19 protein-coding genes are annotated in these 16875 nt (G+C 56.1%); 5 read left to right on the top strand and 14 right to left on the bottom strand.

What is annotated here, in order from left to right:
• Positions 1-47: 47 nt before the first annotated feature.
• Positions 48-1250, top strand: a complete 1203-nt coding sequence (locus tag PMI24_RS14850; RefSeq protein WP_007955247.1) for an EAL domain-containing response regulator — start codon at positions 48-50, stop codon at positions 1248-1250.
• Positions 1251-1288: 38 nt separating this feature from the next.
• On the opposite strand, the gene PMI24_RS14845 is transcribed toward PMI24_RS14850, so the two are convergent.
• Together PMI24_RS14845 and PMI24_RS14840 are read right to left on the bottom strand one after the other, a co-directional pair.
• Positions 1289-1645, bottom strand: coding sequence for a type 1 fimbrial protein (locus tag PMI24_RS14845; protein WP_007955246.1), 357 nt, complete (start codon positions 1643-1645; stop codon positions 1289-1291).
• Positions 1646-1806: 161 nt separating this feature from the next.
• On the bottom strand, positions 1807-2439 hold the full coding sequence (locus PMI24_RS14840) for a TetR family transcriptional regulator (protein ID WP_007955245.1): 633 nt from the start codon (positions 2437-2439) through the stop codon (positions 1807-1809).
• A gap of 112 nt (positions 2440-2551) precedes the next feature.
• Between PMI24_RS14840 and PMI24_RS14835 the strand changes: the two genes are divergently transcribed.
• The 4 genes from PMI24_RS14835 to PMI24_RS14820 all read left to right on the top strand — a co-directional run bounded on the left by PMI24_RS14835 (position 2552) and on the right by PMI24_RS14820 (position 4576).
• Positions 2552-3208 carry an O-methyltransferase gene (locus tag PMI24_RS14835; RefSeq protein WP_007955244.1) on the top strand — a complete coding sequence of 219 codons (657 nt, stop codon included), beginning with the start codon at positions 2552-2554 and terminating at the stop codon, positions 3206-3208.
• Between the two features lie 108 nt (positions 3209-3316).
• Positions 3317-3772, top strand: a complete 456-nt coding sequence (locus PMI24_RS14830) for a GNAT family N-acetyltransferase (RefSeq protein ID WP_045121775.1) — start codon at positions 3317-3319, stop codon at positions 3770-3772.
• 34 nt (positions 3773-3806) lie between these two features.
• Positions 3807-4004, top strand: a complete 198-nt coding sequence (locus tag PMI24_RS14825) for a hypothetical protein (RefSeq protein WP_007955242.1) — start codon at positions 3807-3809, stop codon at positions 4002-4004.
• 74 nt (positions 4005-4078) lie between these two features.
• The gene (locus PMI24_RS14820; RefSeq protein WP_007955240.1) at positions 4079-4576 is read left to right on the top strand and encodes a hypothetical protein; all 498 of its coding nucleotides are present in this window, start codon (positions 4079-4081) and stop codon (positions 4574-4576) included.
• A gap of 116 nt (positions 4577-4692) precedes the next feature.
• Here the strand turns inward: PMI24_RS14820 and yfcF are convergent, their stop codons facing one another.
• The 12 genes from yfcF to PMI24_RS14760 form a co-directional block, all read right to left on the bottom strand.
• Complete coding sequence (yfcF, locus tag PMI24_RS14815) at positions 4693-5325, bottom strand: glutathione transferase (RefSeq protein WP_007955238.1); 633 nt, start codon at positions 5323-5325, stop codon at positions 4693-4695.
• A gap of 170 nt (positions 5326-5495) precedes the next feature.
• The gene (locus tag PMI24_RS14810; RefSeq protein ID WP_045121774.1) at positions 5496-5855 is read right to left on the bottom strand and encodes a c-type cytochrome; all 360 of its coding nucleotides are present in this window, start codon (positions 5853-5855) and stop codon (positions 5496-5498) included.
• Positions 5856-5998: 143 nt separating this feature from the next.
• Positions 5999-6928 (bottom strand): LysR family transcriptional regulator, encoded by a 930-nt coding sequence (locus PMI24_RS14805; protein WP_007955234.1) that lies wholly within the window; start codon positions 6926-6928, stop codon positions 5999-6001.
• A 36-nt stretch (positions 6929-6964) separates the two neighbouring features.
• A complete protein-coding gene (locus tag PMI24_RS14800; protein ID WP_007955233.1) occupies positions 6965-7939 on the bottom strand; it encodes a quinone oxidoreductase family protein in 975 nt (324 codons plus the stop codon).
• A gap of 124 nt (positions 7940-8063) precedes the next feature.
• Positions 8064-8600, bottom strand: coding sequence for an ATP-binding protein (locus PMI24_RS14795; protein ID WP_007955231.1), 537 nt, complete (start codon positions 8598-8600; stop codon positions 8064-8066).
• 144 nt (positions 8601-8744) lie between these two features.
• Complete coding sequence (locus tag PMI24_RS14790; RefSeq protein ID WP_007955229.1) at positions 8745-9104, bottom strand: DUF6124 family protein; 360 nt, start codon at positions 9102-9104, stop codon at positions 8745-8747.
• Between the two features lie 355 nt (positions 9105-9459).
• Positions 9460-9816, bottom strand: coding sequence for a DUF7079 family protein (locus tag PMI24_RS14785; RefSeq protein WP_045121760.1), 357 nt, complete (start codon positions 9814-9816; stop codon positions 9460-9462).
• A 246-nt stretch (positions 9817-10062) separates the two neighbouring features.
• Positions 10063-13164 (bottom strand): metallophosphoesterase family protein, encoded by a 3102-nt coding sequence (locus tag PMI24_RS28875; protein ID WP_007955228.1) that lies wholly within the window; start codon positions 13162-13164, stop codon positions 10063-10065.
• Positions 13165-13582: 418 nt separating this feature from the next.
• Complete coding sequence (gene phnE / locus PMI24_RS14775) at positions 13583-14350, bottom strand: phosphonate ABC transporter, permease protein PhnE (protein WP_007955226.1); 768 nt, start codon at positions 14348-14350, stop codon at positions 13583-13585.
• Positions 14347-15174, bottom strand: a complete 828-nt coding sequence (locus PMI24_RS14770; RefSeq protein ID WP_007955225.1) for a PhnE/PtxC family ABC transporter permease — start codon at positions 15172-15174, stop codon at positions 14347-14349. The genes phnE and PMI24_RS14770 overlap by 4 nt, the downstream gene beginning before the upstream one ends.
• A complete protein-coding gene (locus tag PMI24_RS14765) occupies positions 15168-15965 on the bottom strand; it encodes a phosphonate ABC transporter ATP-binding protein (protein WP_007955224.1) in 798 nt (265 codons plus the stop codon). The genes PMI24_RS14770 and PMI24_RS14765 overlap by 7 nt, the downstream gene beginning before the upstream one ends.
• The gene (locus tag PMI24_RS14760; protein ID WP_007955223.1) at positions 15962-16813 is read right to left on the bottom strand and encodes a putative selenate ABC transporter substrate-binding protein; all 852 of its coding nucleotides are present in this window, start codon (positions 16811-16813) and stop codon (positions 15962-15964) included. Before PMI24_RS14760 ends, PMI24_RS14765 begins: the two co-directional genes overlap by 4 nt.
• Positions 16814-16875: the final 62 nt, after the last annotated feature.

Here is a 16875-nt window from a genome sequence, read left to right as displayed (position 1 = left end):
CTCGTTTACGCAACAATGTGGAACCTCTCAGCTACCGAGTTGACCACATGTCGAGTCTTTCACCCCGGGTCCTGGTACTCGAAGACCATGCGTTCCAGCGCTCCGTGGCGGTCAGAATGCTTGAACAGGCGGGCTGCAGCGACATCTACGAAGCCGCCGATGGCGCCGAGGCGCTCGCCTTGCTCAAACGTGTCGGCCCCGTCGACATCGCCGTGTGCGATTTGCAGATGGACGGGATGGACGGTGTCGAATTCATCCAGCGTGTGGGCGGAAGCGGGCAGGTGGGGGCGATCATCATCAGCAGCTCGCTATCGGCGGATTTGCGTCGGGCGGTCGGTCAGATGGTGTCCCAGCTCAATCTGGTGTTTCTCGGCGATCTGGGCAAACCCCTGCAAGCGATGGCGCTGGAGTCGCTGCTGAAAAAACAACGCCACGTCCGGCCTCCTGCGCCGTTGCCCTATGCGCCGATTCTCAAGGTGGCGGGCGAGACAGACGTGCGTCGGGCGCTCGCCCGTCAGGAACTCAAGGCCTATTACCAACCCAAATTCAACCTGGCGACCGGCGCAGTCTGTGGCGTCGAAGTGCTGGCCCGCTGGGAGCATCCGTTCAAGGGCCTGCTTTCACCGGCCGCGTTCATGCCGACGCTGGAACGCTGCGGCTTGATGGATGACTGGCTGTACGCGCAGATGGATCAGGCGCTGGCCTTGCAGGAGGACGCTCGTCGCCGCGGCTTCAGCCTGAACATGGCGTTCAACCTGCACGCCGGGCAATTGGCCAACCGTGAACTGACCGGACTGGTCAAACAACTGCTGGCCCGACACGGTGTCGCCGGTGCCGGCGTGACGTTTGAAATCACCGAGAGCGGCCTGCTCGAAGCCCCTGCCGACAGCCTTGAAAGCCTGGTGCGCCTGCGGATGATGGGGTGTCGGTTGTCGATCGATGATTTCGGCGCGGGTTTCTCGTCCATGCAACGGTTGTGTCAGTTGCCCTTCAACGAAATCAAACTGGATGCCGAATTCGTGCGCAACCTGGAACAGGAGCCGCGCTGCCTGGCGGTGATCGACAGCATCCTCGCGCTTGGGAATACCCTCGACATGTCGGTCGTCATCGAAGGCATCGAGACCGACGCGCAACGCCAGCAGTTGTTGAACCTGGGCTGCACGGTCGGGCAGGGCTACTGGTTTGCCCGGCCGATGGCGGGCGAAGAGCTGCTGAACTGGCTGCAACCGCGTTCGTCGAGCGTGTGCTGAGCGCACGCAGATGCAGTCACACGATTAGGTCATGAGGCTCAAGGCAGACTCATGGTGATCAGGTAACTCCCGGCCTTGACCGGCGAACCCGCGACGTCGACCAGTCGGTATTGCTGATCGTGGTAACGGCCATGATCGCTGTCGGACAGCCGTTCGACCTTGATGCTGGACGCCGCGCTCGATGCGTCGACGTTACGTGCTTCAAGCACCGTGGCCCGCATGGAGGTCGGGCAGTCGTTCAACCAGATGCTGACAGCCTCGTCCGTGCCGGTAGCGCAGGGCTGCTCGACGATACGCCCCTCGAACCGGATGACGCCTTGCGTGACCGGAGTTGCCGCCCAGCAGGCACTGCTCAGGACGAAACTCAGGCTGATGACGGCTGGCAGGATCTTCATGGCTGACACTCCTCGGGATGGTAAGCACTACGTCGTCACGGACGGGCAGAACTTGAGCGCTCTTCGAGGCCGGCGAGTTGGCGGGTTGAGGGAGCGCGCACCATTCATACAAGATCCGGCAATGGTGTTTGTCCAGTTGGCTGATTTTTCAGCACCACTCTTCAGCGGGCGTCGAGCGCCACCACATAAGCGCTGAACATGTCGGCCATCCCCTCGGCGCGGGCGGTGATTTCCGCGTCGGTGCGTGAGGTGAGTGAAAAATCCTTCCCCACCGAACTGAGCGTGGCCAGGATCAGATCGCAGGCCTGCGTGCGAACGGCTTCGCTGGCCCCGGGCAGCAACTCCTCCATGAACGCCGCAAAGATCCGTTTGCCCGCCGCTCGCACCTCATGAGCCTCCGGCGCATCGCGATAAAGCGGCGCCGCATCACTCAACGCGCCGCGCATCTGCGCCTCTTCGCACTCCGATCGAATGAACGCATGCACCAGCGTGCGCAGGCGTTCCAGCGGCGGCTCGTCATGATTTTCCAGAATCCGCTGCAGCATTCCGGTGGTCTGTAACCACTCATCACTCTGCAAGCGAAACAGAATCGCCGCCTTGTTCGGGAAGTACTGATACAGCGACCCGACACTCACGCCAGCCTTCTCCGCAACCCGCGCCGTGGTGAAACGCGCCGCGCCTTCCTTGGCCAAAACCTGAATAGCCGCCTGCAGAATCGCCGCCACCAGCTCGGCGGAGCGTGCCTGCTGCGGCTGTTTGCGTGAGGAAATACGGGCGGTCTGGCGATCGGTCATGGGCAGCTCGGGCGTCGGGACGGAATGCGAATAGCGAACAGCGCCATTCGCTCGCATCATTTAAATGCGACGAATCATTCGCATATTAGCTCTCAACCCACGGAAAACCATCATGACAACCCTGACCACCGAACCGCTGGCGCCCCTCATCGAACGCCTCTACACCCAGGCCAGCGCCGCCACCAGCCCGGCGCTGAACAACGTATCCGGCGAAGAACGCGAACGCCTGATGCACAGCAAAACCGAATACCGCGAACTCTACGCCATGCTCAAAGACCTGTGGCTGCCGGTCTCCCGCGACACCGGCAAACTGCTGTACATGCTGGCCCGCAGCACCCGCGCCAAAGCTATCGTCGAATTCGGCACCTCGTTTGGCCTGTCCACCCTGCACCTGGCGGCAGCGCTGCGGGACAACGGTGGCGGCGTGCTGATTGGCAGCGAGTTTGAACCGTCGAAGATTGAACTGGCTCGGCATCATTTTGTTGAGGGCGGGGTGAGTGATTTGATTGAGATTCGCGAAGGGGATGCGCTTGTCACCCTGGCTTGCGATCTGCCACCGACTGTGGATTTACTTCTGCTTGATGGTGCGAAAGCGCTGTATGGCGACGTGCTGAAACTCGTGGAGAAACACCTGCGCCCCGGCGCTCTGGTGGTAGCGGACAACACTGATTATTGCCCGGAGTATCTGAGGCATGTGCGCTCGCCGGTGAATGGTTACGTGAGCGTGCCGTTTGCGGATGATATTGAGGTGTCGATGCGGTTGGGGTGATGGCCGTTGCTGTCCATGCTTCAAAAAAAGGGGACTGGTCCATGGATTAATGGATCAGTCCCCATTTTTCGCTACGATCAAGTGATGACGCGCAAGGAGCGGCCCATGATGGATTACCTGATTCGAAACGCTACGAATGCAGATGCGCCAGCGATCAGTCGAACGATCCTCAGTGCTTTGCGCGAGTCCAACGTTCAGGACTACTCCGCCGAAATCATCGAGCAAGTGGCGCAAAGCTTTTCTCCCCTGGCGATCCTTCATCTGTTGACTGAGCGTCAATTCCTGGTGGCTACAGCCGGCAGTCATATCGTTGCAACCGCGAGTCTGGATAACGACATTGTCCGAAGTGTGTTTGTCGACCCGCGCTATCAAGGAAAGGGTATCGGAAGACAGCTCATGGAGAGGCTTCAATCACTTGCCATCAATGCAGATCTGAAACGGCTGCGTGTGCCTTCTTCAATCACCGCGGAAGGCTTCTATGCTTCGCTCGGGTTTGAAAAGGTACGAGACGAGTTTCACGGGGCGGAGCGTACGGTGATCATGACGAAGGCATTGGAGTTGTAACGCTCCAGAGTGCAGAGAGGCACGAGGCCAAAGAATGGATTACATCCTCGATATCTTGCTCAACCGGTTGGCTCATGGAATCGGGGTCTGCGTGCTTGGCTTGCTGAGTGGCGGCCGATTCAAGGGTGAAAGTGGTTTTGCCTGGGGCTGGGCGGTCGCCGTCGGTGGGCTGGTGTTGTTCGCACCGTTCGTGGCATTCATTGCTTTGCTCATCCTGTCTCGCAGCGGGTAACAGCCACTGATCATGAGTCAGGATTCGTCTATCGTCTAAAAAATCATCACAGGGTCAAGATCAGGGAGCTGATCATGAATCGTCAGGAAGACCTGAACATCATCTGGAAGCGGATATTCTGGATTTTCATCGCCCTGTTGGTGCTGGCGATTATCGTCACCTACAGTCTGCCCGACTACAAAGTGCCCTTTATCGTTTGTATCGCCGGGAATATCGGGGGCTACGTTGGGTTTCACAGGCGACTGTCGATACTCACCGATCCGGAAATCGAAAACCTCTCCAGATCATGGTTCGCCTTGATCCTGCCTTCATTCATCGGCGGGATTTTGGCGGGGCTCTTATATCTTTTGTTCCTCTCCGGCGTTATCAAGGGCGATCTGTTTCCGGTGATCGTTCCAGACGATGATCCGCAGTGTTTGAGGCAAATCTTCAACGATATCTTTTGCCAACATGCGGAGGGGTATGCGGCCTATGCCAAGTTGCTGTTCTGGTCATTTGTGGCGGGCTTCAATCAAGACTATGTCGTTGACCTGATCGAGAACATAAAAGGCTCCGACAAAAAGACGGGCTGAAGCAGAGGGGGGCTGTTGTCCGGCTTCATTTAAATGGGGGCAGCTTTATTTTCAGATTTGCTGCCGGGGGCTCCCGGCAGCCAGTGAACAATGGGGATTCAAAAAAATGGGTGCCGTTACATCCGAGGTCGTTGCAGCTTGATCCACTCTTGTACTGTCGGGCGCTGCCATTGGCGTTGAGCGTAATCCTCCAGCTGAGCCGGCACCGTGTCCCCGTTGAGTATCAATCGGTTCAGCATCAACGCGAGATCAACGTCGGCGATCGACCATTCACCAAAAAGGTAATCCGGATTGTCGGTCAGCAGCCATTGAGCGACATCAAACAACTTTTGCTTGGCAGCCTCAGCCGACGCTGACAACGCTCCGTATTTCTGACCATAGAACACGACAAGGGTAGAGCGCTCCTGTCGGATCGGGAGCAAATCACTGCGCAGCCACGCCTGAACTTGCCTCGCCGCCGCGCGCTTCTGTGGGTGCCGTGGGTAAACAGCTGTCTGGGGGAACACATCTTCCAGGTATTCCGTGATCGCCGATGACTCCGACAACGCAAAGTCGCCATGCACCAGGGTGGGGACCCTCTGAGTCAGCGAAAGACGGGCGTAATCGCTGGCCTGATTCTCCAGTTTGTCCAGGTCCAGGGTACTCATTTCGAACTCGATCCCCTTTTCTCGAAGGGCGACAAAGCACGACATTGCGTAGGGACTGGTGAATTGAGTATCGACGTAAAGGCGCAGGCTTGAGTCATTCATAGCGTCATCTCCATATGCTGAGTGGACGACGCTAAAAGATTCGACGCTTTAAATAAAATTCATGTTTTTTATGGGGGCATTCCTGTCAGGAATGCAGTACCACAGGAATGGGGACGGATCTATTTTTTCACCACCGGATAAATAGATCTGTCCCCATTTTTATTTCATTTTTATTTGTCCGTGTGGGAAATCACACCGCTCATATATTGGTGCAAGTCGCGAAAGTCGTTAACGCTCCATGCGTGCGGCGGGATCTTCACGCCATTCTCTCGCAAGGTCTTTGGAATCAAATCCCCGTTGGGGCGGAGTATTACCGAGGACACGATCACGCCCGGATAATCACTCAGTCGCTTCTTGAACGCGGTGGTTGTCAGGTCAGGTGTCGGCGGATTGCTTTTCCTGGCCAACGGCCCGGTGCCCTTGATATCGGCTCCGTGGCATACGGCGCATCGCTGTGAGTAGAGGTTTTTTCCGTTGGCAGTATCCGCAAGGGATACGGCTGTTTGGGGGAGGGCAAAGAAGCCTGACATGGCGATGAGGAATGTTTTGAATCTCAGGCGTCCCGGTATGGACACGCCCGCGCAAAAAGCCCCTGTCCTATAAATCCGCATTTTTCCTCCATGAATGCACGTCGATTCCGAGGCCGGCACGATATCCCATCGCGGCTGGTAAATCAGCGGGGCAGCGTCACCCAAGGCGCACCCTCAGCAAAAGCCCCCTCGATCCAGTCCTTGAACGCCGTGGTCGTCGCCGTGTTGAACCGCGCCGAAGGCCGCACCAGATAAACCCCCGTGTCGGCATCCAGTTGCCACTCGGGCAGCACCCGCACCAGGCACCCCTCGCGCAGGTCTTTGGTCATCAGCCAGTCGCCGCCGGCCAAAATCCCCACGCCCATGCGCGCGGCACACAGCTGCGCTTCGTTGTCGTTGCTGACCAGTCGGCTGCGGATTTTCAGAGTGTGTTTCTCGTCGCCTCGGGTCAGCCGCCATTCGGGATACGAATGCAACCCGGTAAACCCCAGGCAATGATGATCGGCAAGATCCGCCGGCGTTTTCGGCTCGCCGTGCTGTTGAAGATAGGAGGGCGCGGCACACAGGATTCGGCGGTGATCGCAGAGCTTCTTCGCCACCAGCCGATTGTCCGCCAGCTCGCCGATGCGGATCGCTGCGTCGAAACCTTCAGCGACGATATCGACGAAGCGCTCGGCATATTCAACCTCCAGCGCCACGTTCGGATGGGCCAGGGCAAACGCCGAAACGATATCGCCCAGCCACAGCCGGCCCATGGCGGCCGGCAGGGCGATGCGCAAACGCCCGCGAACCTCGGCGGCGCCCTCGCGCGCATCCTGCTCCGCTTCGGCGATCAGACTTACCGCATGCCCGAACCGCGCCACCAGCCGTTGCCCCTCATCGGTGAAACGCAATTGCCGGGTGGTGCGCTCGATCAGCCGCACCCCCAGCCGCGACTCCAGCGCGCTGAGCCGTTTCGACAGCACCGAGGGATGGCGCTGCAACGTCCGGCCCGCCGCCGCAAACGAGCCGTGCTCGGCCAGGGCCAGCAGGGTGGCGACTTCATCGGCCTGACGGCTATCGAACAGATCCATGCAACGACAACCCTCGTGGATGACGCGAAAAAAGACTCAAGGCACCAGCACAACCGCCCCCGGCAAACCGCCCCGGTGCAGATCGGCATGGGCCCGGGCGGCGTCCGCCAGCGGATAGCGACGCCCCACAGTGGGCTGGATGATACCGGCGTCAATCGCTTGCAACACGTCCTTTGCTCGCTGCTGGTATTCCTCCGGCGTGGCGGTGTGGACCGCGAGGGACGGTCGGGTCAGGAACAACGAACCCTTGGCATTCAGAGTGCTGATCTCGACCGGCGCCGGCGCACCCGACGCCATGCCGAACGACACCAGCAACCCGCGCGGTCGCAGGCAATTCAACGACGCCTCGAAAGACACCCGGCCAATCGGGTCGTACACCACATCCACTTTCTTGCCTTGGGTGATGTCGACCACCGCGTCGGCCAGCGTCGCCGCATCGAACACCAACACCTCATTACAACCCGCCAACCGGGCTCGCTCGACACTCTCGGCGCTGGACACAACGCCAATAACAAACGCCCCCAAATGCTTCGCCCACGGCACCATGATCTGCCCCAGCGCACCGGCCGCGCCGTAGATCAGCACCGTCGAACCCGGCCCGACCGGGTAAGTGGACTTGAGCAAATACTGCGCGGTGATGCCCTTGAACAGCACAGCTGCCGCGTCCTCGAAACTCAGGCTGTCAGGGATCTTCACTAGCCGATTGGCCGGGTAGAGGCGGGCGCTGGCATAGGCGCCGACAGGACCCGTGGCATAAGCGACCCGGTCGCCGACCGCCACGTTCGTCACATCGGCCCCCACCGCCACAACCCGCCCGGAGCCCTCAAGCCCCAGACCGGAAGGCAACGCCAACGGCGCGGCACCGGAACGTTGGCTCAAGTCGAGCGGGTTGACGCCAATGGCGAGCTGCTCAAGCCAGACCTCGCCGGGGCCGGGTGCTTGCGCGGTGGATTGCTCAAACTGAATGACTTGAGGCTCACCGGTTTGATGGATGACGGCGGTGGTGACCATGTTGGACGCTCCCTTACGTTGATCGTGGGGAAGAGTCTAAAGGCCTGCGTTTGGAGCACTAGTCGGGTTGAATGCAGTTCATATGTGCAGTGATTGCAGCAATAGATTCGGGGTGGATTCAGCTTCACGCTGGCGACAATGCCCGAATGACCTCCGCCGCCATCGCTTCAGGACTGTTCACCCCGTCAACCCGCAGCACCGGCGCCGTTTGCGCGGCTAGCCATCGCTCGTGCCACGCGCGGTTGCGTCCGGAAAAGTCCGGATTGTCATACTCCGACGCCCATTCCCGAAAGGCCACGTGGATCTCGTGCATGTCGCCACCGGGCGCGATCCGATCGCCAAAGCGATCCTTTTCACGTGCCGCCAACCGTTCGAGGCGAACGGGCGTAGGCGTCACGACAAACACAATCAGATCGGCCTGGGTCAGCAGCGCCTCGTCCCACACCATGCAAGAACCGGTCAGTACCCAACCGTCGTCCCCGAAGGTTTGTTGGATCAACGACACACGCTCGGCGGCAGGGCGCTTGGTCGTGAAAGGAGGGTTGGTCGGCATCCAGAAAAAATCATCGACATCGACTTGCTGCACACCGAGCTGAGCCGCGAGGTTTTGCCCCAACGTGGTCACGCCCGCACACGACGCGCCTGTAATGTAAATCCGCACTTTATCCTCCATGAACACACGTCGATTTAGAGGCCGGCACGATATCCCATGCCGGCCTGTATCGCACTTGTTCCTGCCACAAAACGGGCCGCAACGAATCCGCTGTAGAAGCAGCCACCGACTGCCCCTACAGCCATCGCCGGGTTACGCGACCTCGACGTGATCCAGCGCCTGATTCACCGCCAGCTCGGCAACCATCACCACCTGCGCGATACCGATCGCCGTCTTGCGATGCGACGGATCGAGCGTTGCCGCGAAATTGCTGAGCATCTCACTGGCCGCCCCCAAGTTTTCGCTGGCGTTGGCCAGCAAACATTCGGTGTTGTACTTCGGATTGGCCAGGTACATCCGCTCGGGCTCGTTCAAGGACGACATGATCCCGGCGGCGGGGAAGAGGTAGTGATCCAGCGCGCGCTCGGCGGCGTCGTGGAGCTTTTTGGAGTTTGGGGATTCGTAGGGGGAGGTGGGGTCGGTTTCGGGTGGGTTGGGTGTTGGTTTGATCATGGTGAAACTCCTACATCGTCAAATGGGAGCCGACACTCTCGCTACCAAACGATGGGTGACGGCCATGCTCAGGTTGGTAGACCGGGACGTAGGAACCGGCGCGCCCGAAGACGCCCTGTGCATGACCACCATGACGCGGAGTCTTTCAGACACTGCACATCATGATGCTTATGCAACCTACGATAATCCGGGGCTACCAAACCCCATCACTGTTTTTCAGTGACCGGGAAACGATAAGACCCGCGTCGTAGGCGCACAAGCCGGCGGATTCTGGCGTAGTCGTAGGCAATGACGCAAGGCGTTGTAGCCTTGGGGAAGTTACGGCGGATTGCTTTAAACGAAGCTGTTTAAGCGCTCAAAGCCTGGAGGAAATCTCCTTCCAGATGTAGCCATAGTTGTATTGCAGCCAGCGAACCAACGCCTTATCAAACTGCCTGCGAAACCAGCTGTTCTCCCTCGCGGCCAGCCTTTCCTCGATCATTGCCCTGAGCGAGTCTGGATCAAAGCCAGTCCATACCGGAGGCACAGCAGCCACAAGGTTGGTGAAGCACACCGGCGCGACCTCTGAATAAAGGATTTTGTAGAGCACGTCAGGATCGATGCCTCTGACCTCCGCCGCTACATAATCGTATTCGACCGGCAAATCGTTGAAAGGCCAGGAGAGTGCAGCTCTGACGTCGGTCAGCTGCGGCTCAGTCAGAAGATGTCCCAGAACCAGAACTCCTTTAGTTCGCCACCCAGTGGTTAAGGGCAGGATGATGGGGTTATTTCTTGAGGGATAGCTCTGGGCTGTTGGTGAAAAGGGGGCGTAAAATAAATCTGTTCCTTTTGATTATGCCATCTTTGATTCTTCAGAGGGTTTTAGTGTATGGGTGAACTATATATTTGAAATTAGGGTGGGAGGGCAGAGTTGCGTAAAGAATACAAGCCTGCCCAAGTCCTATAGCATTAATAATTATTAATCGGCAGCATCGAGCTCTTCAAGATTGCTTGCGCGTTTTTCGTCAATATGCTGTAAAAATTTTCCCTTTAATGCTGATTTTTCTTTAAGGGTAGAGCCGCGCAGAACAATGAAGGCTTCGCCAATGCATTCCCTTATAGCATTTATGGAATAGGATGGGGCTTCGTAGTGGTATAAGGTTAATAATCTTATAAAGATTGCTTGCGCTACGATGTTGTTGGTTCCCGATTCCTTCAGTAATTTTTGAATCGCTTGTATGCTGGACTTGTTCATGTTTTCTATGGTCAGCATAGTAGATAAGAAACTGATGCACTGGTCTGGACTATTCGCTTCGGCCAATATAAATTTTTCAAGCTTTGGTGTGGATAGTGACTCTGCCATTAAAGAGGATACGAGTTGTGGGATCATTAGTTTTGCGAATACTTTGAACTCCGTTGGCGTCATGTCGCCAAGATCATCTGGGAATTCGCTGGATTCTGCATTGTTAATATAATTTATCGTTGATACGATTACTTTTGACCACATGGTGAGGACATCATTTAGGCATGCTGTCTTTAGCGCTACGTCGTCAATCAGTTCGCTATTCCTCAGGATGTTTGAATATGCTCTTAGAGCCCCAATGAAGTTCATCTGACTGGACAGCGGAGCAGTCGGATATCTTTTTCTTGCATGATTATGGTCAATAGACGCTTTAGAAGAGAAATCAACATCTTCGATAAGTTGTGCTCTTTTGTTATCGTCGAATGGTTCATTTAAAAACTCGTCTTCTATTTTTGTCAGTGTTTCCTCATGATTGAAAATCCCTTGCTCTTTTCCATAGTTTTCAAAAAGGGAAATGTCCACATTAAATTCGGACAGGGAAAGTAGTTTTTGACAGCAATCTTTTGCCATTGTAAGTATTTCTTTGCGTCCGCGATGTAGTCCTGTAAGCAGATCCAATTCAGCTGTGTATTTTGCGATTGATAGTGGTGTCAAGACTTTAGCTAAAGCCTCACTGTTTTCAGCGAGCTTGTTTGCGAGAAAAAATGCTCTAAAGCAGTCAAACTTAAAGGTGATCATTTGGTTGCTTTCATATAGCAACCCCTTCCTTAGAAGTTCTTCTGTGAAGCCGCGTGAAGGTACGGCCAGTCCGCGTCTTTGGAAATAAGATGCAACAAAAATCTCTAGCTTGTTGGACTCTATCCATTCCACGCCCTGCTCGTCCATGTTGCTGGAAAGTTCGGATAGAAAGTGGGACTGTATATTGGAGTCATAGCTTGATCGCAATTTTGACTCTGTAAATTTTTCAAGTAATCCATAGATCAACGCCTCTACAGCAGATGCTTGATTGATTAATTTTGCAGTAGGCTGCTGCTCTATTACCCAAAGTAATATGGAAACCAAAAAAGGTGTTTGTGGTACGTTTAATTTTGAAAGTAACTTTTTTACAAGTGCTAGCTTTTCTTCGGAGCCTTGATCGTGCTCACCAAACCACTTTTTGACAAGTTCTCTGGTTTGTCTTCTTTTGAATGAGTGAATGTATATGGCTACGGGGTTTTTCTTTAGTGTGGGTAGTTTCTCGAGGCTAAGATCGTCTTGCATTTCCTCACTGGTTGCTAATATATAACGTGGTGCAGGATATTTGTCTCTGAATTCCTCAATGACCTTTCGGTGTGTCGGATTATGTATGTTGAAACTGTCGAAGATTACAAGGACTTCACCGCTTTCGAGTAAGGCTATGAGATCTCGCTTTATTATTTCATTATCAAGGAACTCAATCGCTTGCGTGAGAATGGCAGCGATTGTTAGTTTGTTAAGTATCGATACGTCAACGAGAATTCCAACTCTAGCGTTGCCATGGAATTCCATAAAGCGATTAACGGCAATATGGTTGAGGAGGGTGGACTTTCCCGATTCTCTTTTCCCAATAAACATGATGTCAGTCTTTTCTTGGGATAGGCTATGAAGACTCACAAACTCATCACTATCGTCTGTATCTATATTCTCACTGGCTGCTAAGCTTTTCTCGCTTTTCTTGGCTAGTGGAGGCTCTACAAATATTGACGATAAGTGTTTAGGTGCAATTTCAGAGGCCGAAAAGGACAAAAGTTTTGAGTTTGCTTTCTCCAAAGCGGCATTGATTGCGGTGCTTGAGATTATTGTTTTTGATATGCTGTTTCTTTTTGAAATGTTAAATTCGCAGACGCCGTTTTCAGAAAATCTTGGTGATATGTCAAATACATTTCGTTGGCTGTAGTATTCTCGGGCCTCTATTTTCCACACGTCATCATTACAAATGTCGATGACGGAATATCCGTTGAAGTGGTCTCTGTTCTCGTAAATGCATCCTGTATTGCTAACTAATAGATCCCCAAGTGTTGACGTGGTGTGGCTAGCATTGTTGTTGTGATTATGGCCGCACAGAAGAGCATCGAAATTATTTGAGAGTACGCGCTGGATTCTATTTTTTTCATCTGGTGTGAGCCAGTCCAGGGTATGATGCATTAAGGCGATTTTGATATCGCATTCATGTATTTGCTCTAAGGCTAATTCAATCTGTCGCTCACCAACGTACAAGCAATTTCTATCTTTGCTTCCTCCGCCCGTAGTTCTCCATGTGCTATTTAGGGAAGCTACACCTACTTTGATTGAATTGGTGTTGATTATTTTCGTAGTGAATAAAATGTTTTCGGAATATGTTGTAGGGTCTATTTTTTTTGAAAGGTTAATATATCCATGTAAGTGTCCCCATAGTTCAGAATTTCCTTTTTTTATTAGGTTGTCGATTAGTTTATTCGCTTCTTCGGGGGTCTTAATTCCAGTAAATATTGGCTCGTAAATTTCTTCCCTTGCCTTCAGGTTTACATCGTGATTACCCGGGCAGCATAAAAAAATTGCGGGAGCGATAGTTGACTGTAATATTCTCCGGATGACGGCTTCTTGAGACTTAATGGCGCTCTCGGATGTGTCACCTCTATTTGCTATGTCTCCAGTGCAAAGTATTGCGTCTATTTTTTTTAGTTTATCGATTTTAGTTATGTCTACGCACAAGGCTTCGATTGTTCGGGTATGGTCCGCGCTATTTGTTATGTGTAGGTCGGAGATGTGTAAAATTCTCATTTTTATCCGGCTCGCTAATTTTAGATAAATGCTAATAAGTAGTATATTTTTGCTAAGTTTTCAGATGGAAGTTATTATTCAATTAATAAGTGTTCTCGCAAATACTTGATTTTTCGAGTGGTTGGAGATTTTTCAAGTTGTAGAGTAGGGGTTGTATTTGGCTTGAGATGTTTGAGAACTATTTCCATGTTCTTCGCCGGCTGTAGTGTTGCTTTTATTAGGTTGAATTTTTAGACTAGCATAGTGCCACTATGGATGCATACACTACCAAGTGGTAATTTTTATATTCGAGTTTGCTTGGGTGGATTGCTGTTCTAAGATATATCGTATAGGGCCTTTGGCAGATTGCGCTCAATTGAAAGTACTTAGCTATGTAGCTGACCGCGTTCGAAAAAATGATAGCCGGGGGGGATAAAAACTACGCTTTAACCCACCGCCCCCGACCCCAACCACTCAACCAATCCACCCCCCACACCAAAATCAGCATAGCCAAAATCACCGTCCCCGCCTGCGCCTCCTGAAACAAACTCAAGCTCACATACAACATCTGCCCCAACCCCCCAGCCCCGACAAACCCCAGCACGCTAGCCATCCGAATATTGTTCTCCCACCGATACAAACAGTACGCCAGCAACTGCGGCGCCAGGTTCGGCAGCGTGCCGTAACAGAACGCCAAAACCGGATTCCCTCCCTGCAACCGAATCGCATCCGCCGGCTCCGGCGGTGTGTTCTCCAGCGCTTCAGCAAACAACCGTCCCAACACGCCCGTGGTGTGCAGGGCCAACGCCAGTGTCCCGGCATTCGGCCCAAGCCCAGCCGCGAGCACCATCAACGCAGCCCACACCAGTTCAGGAATAGCGCGCAGTGCGTTGAGTAACAGGCGCGCAGCACTCTGAAAAAACCAGCCAAACCGGCCAGCGGCGGGGAGCGCCAATAACAGCCCCAACACGGCAGCGAGCAGGGTGCCCAGCGCAGACATGGCCAACGTTTCCATCGACCCACGCAAGATGGCGCTCAGGTAGTCAGCGCTAAGGTCTGGGCTGAGAAAGCGCGCCACATACAGGCCCATCTGTTTCACGCTGGTGGGGCTGCCAAGTTCTTCAAGATCAAGGCCCAGGTAAGTGAATGAGGCACTGACGGCCGCAACAATGGCGAGAATCAGCACCGGATTGATCAGGCGTTTCATGCCAGCCTCCAGCGCAGCAGGCGGCTGAGTTGGTCGGCGCCGAGGACGAGGAGGAGGAAGGTCAGGAGCATGCTGGCGACTTCGCCGCCGGCGAACATGCGGATTGACAGGTCGATCTGTTGGCCGAGGCCGCCGGCGCCGACGAAGCCCATGACCACCGAGGCGCGGATGGCGCATTCCCAGCGGTAGACGGTGTAGGAGAGCAGTTCCGCCGCGACGTTGGGCAGTACGCCGTAGGCGAAACTGGCGAGGCGGCCGCTGCCGGCCTGGAGCAGGGCGTGGGCCGGGCGTTGGTCGGTGGATTCGTAGATTTCGGCGTAGACCTTGCCGAGCATGCCGCTGTAGGTGATCGCGATGGCCAGCACTCCCGCCGCCGGGCCGAGGCCGACGGCGCGCACGAACAGCAGCGCCCAGACGATTTCCGGCACGCTGCGCAGGAAGATCAGCAGCCCGCGCACCGGCCAGCGCAGCAGTCGGCCCAACAGGCTCGGGCGGCCGCTGCGGGAGGCGGCGGTCAGCGACAAAGCGCGGCTGGCGAGCAGGCTGGCCGGCACCGCCAACAGCAGCGCCAGGGCCATGCCGGCGGTGGCGATGGCCAGGGTTTGCAGGGTGGCTTTGAGGAGTAATTGAAGAAACTCGCGATCGTGCTCCGGTGGCCAGAACATCGAGATGAAGCGGCCCATTTCGCTCTGGCTGTCGGCGTGAAACAGCACGCCCAGATCCAGCTCACTGAGCTGAATGCCGGGCCAGAGCAAGGCAATCGCCAGTCCGGTCAGCAGCAACCGTGGCAGCGCGGCGGGGTCGCGGGTGTCGGCGCTCAGCATCGCGGAATCTGCACAACCAGCGGCGCGACGGCGGGCGCCGGGGGTTGCAGTTGTTCGTTGGCGTAGAGGGTGTCGAGCATGTCGCGGCTGACCTGCGCGGACGGGCAGTCGAACAGGATCTGCCCTTCGCGCAGACCGACGATGCGCGGGAAGTGCGACAGCGCCAGTTCCACCGCGTGCAGGCTCGCCACCAGCGTGACGTTGTGCTCCCGGGCATGGCGCGACAGGATCGACAGCGTGTGCCCGGCCAGCACCGGGTCCATCGCCGAGACCGGTTCGTCGGCTAGCAGCACTTCCGGCGCCTGATACAGCACGCGGGCGATGCCGACCCGCTGCAATTGCCCGCCGGACAGTTGCTGGCACTGGCTGAAGAGTTTGTCGGTCAGATCCAGTCGCGCCAGTGCGGCGCGGGCGCCGGGCACGTCGAGCGGATGCAGCAGGTTGATCAGGCTTTTGCCCAGGCTCCATTGGCCGAGTTTGCCGGCCAGCACCGCCGTCACCACCCGTTGCCGGGGCGGCAGGGGCGGCGCCTGATGCACCAGGCCGATGCGGGCGCGCAGGCGTTGCCGTTGACGGGCGGACAAATGCCAGGCGCGCTCGCCCAGCACTTCGATGTCGCCGCTGCTGGGCCGAATGGCGGTTGCCAGCAGGTTCAGCAGGCTGGATTTGCCGGCGCCGGACGGGCCGATGATCGCCACCTGCTCGCCGGCCTCGATCTGCAAATCCACACCGCGCAGGGCATCGACGCCATTGGTGTGGTGCAGAAAAGCCTGTTTGAGGCGCAGCGTCATTTCAGCAAGTCGGCGGCGCGGGCGGCTTCCTCGATGCCTTTGTAGTTGTCCGGGCTGGTTTCGATGAAGCGGCTGGCGGCTTGCAGGTCGAGGATTTTCTTGTGCTCGGGGTTGGCCGGGTCGAGGTCGAGGAAGGCTTTTTTGATCTTCGCCGCCAGCGCCGGGTCGAGGGTGCCGCGCACGGTCCAGTTGTAATCGAAGTAGGCCGGGGTGGTGGCGAAGACCTTGACCTTGTTGGTGTCGACCTTGCCGGCGTCTACCAGTTTCTGCCAGACGCTGGCGTTCAGCACACCGGCGTCGACCTTGCCGGCCTGCACCCAAGCGACGGTGGCGTCGTGGGCGCCGGAGTAGCCGACGCGGCTGAAATAGCTTTCCGGTTTGATGCCGTCCTTGAGCATGAAATAACGCGGCATCAGGCTGCCGGAGGTGGACGACACGGAGCCGAAGGCGAAAGTCTTGCCCTTGAGGTCGGCGAGGCTTTTGACGTTCGGGTCGGCGGTGATGAATTTGCTGGTGAACTGGGCGTCTTGCTCACGCTGCACGAGGGGAATGGCGTTGCCGGTTTTCAGCCGCGCCTGAACGAAGGTGAAACCGCCGAGCCACGCCAGGTCGAGACGGTCAGTGGCCAACGCTTCGACCACCGCCGGGTAATCCGCCACGGGGACGAACTGCACGTCCATGCCCAATTGCTGTTGCAGGTACTTGCCCAGCGGCTCGAACTTGCGCAGCAGCTCGGTCGGGGCTTCATCGGGAATCGCGCTGACCTTCAACACCTCCGCGGCTTGCGCCAGCACGGCGGACAGGGACAGGGCCAAACCAGCGGTCAGTGCCAGGGTTCGCTTGAGCATGGAATTCTCCGTTTCGTGGGCACCAAGATCAGTGCGCCGACGATGGGGAATCATCGTCGGGT

The sequence above is a fragment of the Pseudomonas sp. GM25 genome (assembly GCF_000282255.1).
GTDB classification, from domain to species: Bacteria; Pseudomonadota; Gammaproteobacteria; order Pseudomonadales; family Pseudomonadaceae; genus Aquipseudomonas; species Aquipseudomonas aphyarum.
Note: the sequence above shows the minus strand (reverse complement) of the source record. Positions and strands in the feature narration are given on the sequence as shown.

Bases quoted from the DNA above. Each gene is read 5' to 3' on its own strand.
- PMI24_RS28875 (WP_007955228.1), bottom strand. From the start codon at position 13,164: ATGAGAATTTTACACATCTCCGACCTACACATAACAAATAGCGCGGAC.
- PMI24_RS14765 (WP_007955224.1), bottom strand. From the start codon at position 15,965: ATGACGCTGCGCCTCAAACAGGCTTTTCTGCACCACACCAATGGCGTC.
- PMI24_RS14845 (WP_007955246.1), bottom strand. From the start codon at position 1,645: ATGAAGATCCTGCCAGCCGTCATCAGCCTGAGTTTCGTCCTGAGCAGT.
- phnE (WP_007955226.1), bottom strand. From the start codon at position 14,350: ATGAAACGCCTGATCAATCCGGTGCTGATTCTCGCCATTGTTGCGGCC.
- PMI24_RS14840 (WP_007955245.1), bottom strand. From the start codon at position 2,439: ATGACCGATCGCCAGACCGCCCGTATTTCCTCACGCAAACAGCCGCAG.
- PMI24_RS14790 (WP_007955229.1), bottom strand. From the start codon at position 9,104: ATGATCAAACCAACACCCAACCCACCCGAAACCGACCCCACCTCCCCC.
- PMI24_RS14805 (WP_007955234.1), bottom strand. From the start codon at position 6,928: ATGGATCTGTTCGATAGCCGTCAGGCCGATGAAGTCGCCACCCTGCTG.
- PMI24_RS14770 (WP_007955225.1), bottom strand. From the start codon at position 15,174: ATGCTGAGCGCCGACACCCGCGACCCCGCCGCGCTGCCACGGTTGCTG.
- PMI24_RS14825 (WP_007955242.1), top strand. From the start codon at position 3,807: ATGGATTACATCCTCGATATCTTGCTCAACCGGTTGGCTCATGGAATC.
- PMI24_RS14760 (WP_007955223.1), bottom strand. From the start codon at position 16,813: ATGCTCAAGCGAACCCTGGCACTGACCGCTGGTTTGGCCCTGTCCCTG.
- PMI24_RS14800 (WP_007955233.1), bottom strand. From the start codon at position 7,939: ATGGTCACCACCGCCGTCATCCATCAAACCGGTGAGCCTCAAGTCATT.
- PMI24_RS14830 (WP_045121775.1), top strand. From the start codon at position 3,317: ATGGATTACCTGATTCGAAACGCTACGAATGCAGATGCGCCAGCGATC.
- PMI24_RS14835 (WP_007955244.1), top strand. From the start codon at position 2,552: ATGACAACCCTGACCACCGAACCGCTGGCGCCCCTCATCGAACGCCTC.
- yfcF (WP_007955238.1), bottom strand. From the start codon at position 5,325: ATGAATGACTCAAGCCTGCGCCTTTACGTCGATACTCAATTCACCAGT.
- PMI24_RS14820 (WP_007955240.1), top strand. From the start codon at position 4,079: ATGAATCGTCAGGAAGACCTGAACATCATCTGGAAGCGGATATTCTGG.
- PMI24_RS14850 (WP_007955247.1), top strand. From the start codon at position 48: ATGTCGAGTCTTTCACCCCGGGTCCTGGTACTCGAAGACCATGCGTTC.
- PMI24_RS14810 (WP_045121774.1), bottom strand. From the start codon at position 5,855: ATGTCAGGCTTCTTTGCCCTCCCCCAAACAGCCGTATCCCTTGCGGAT.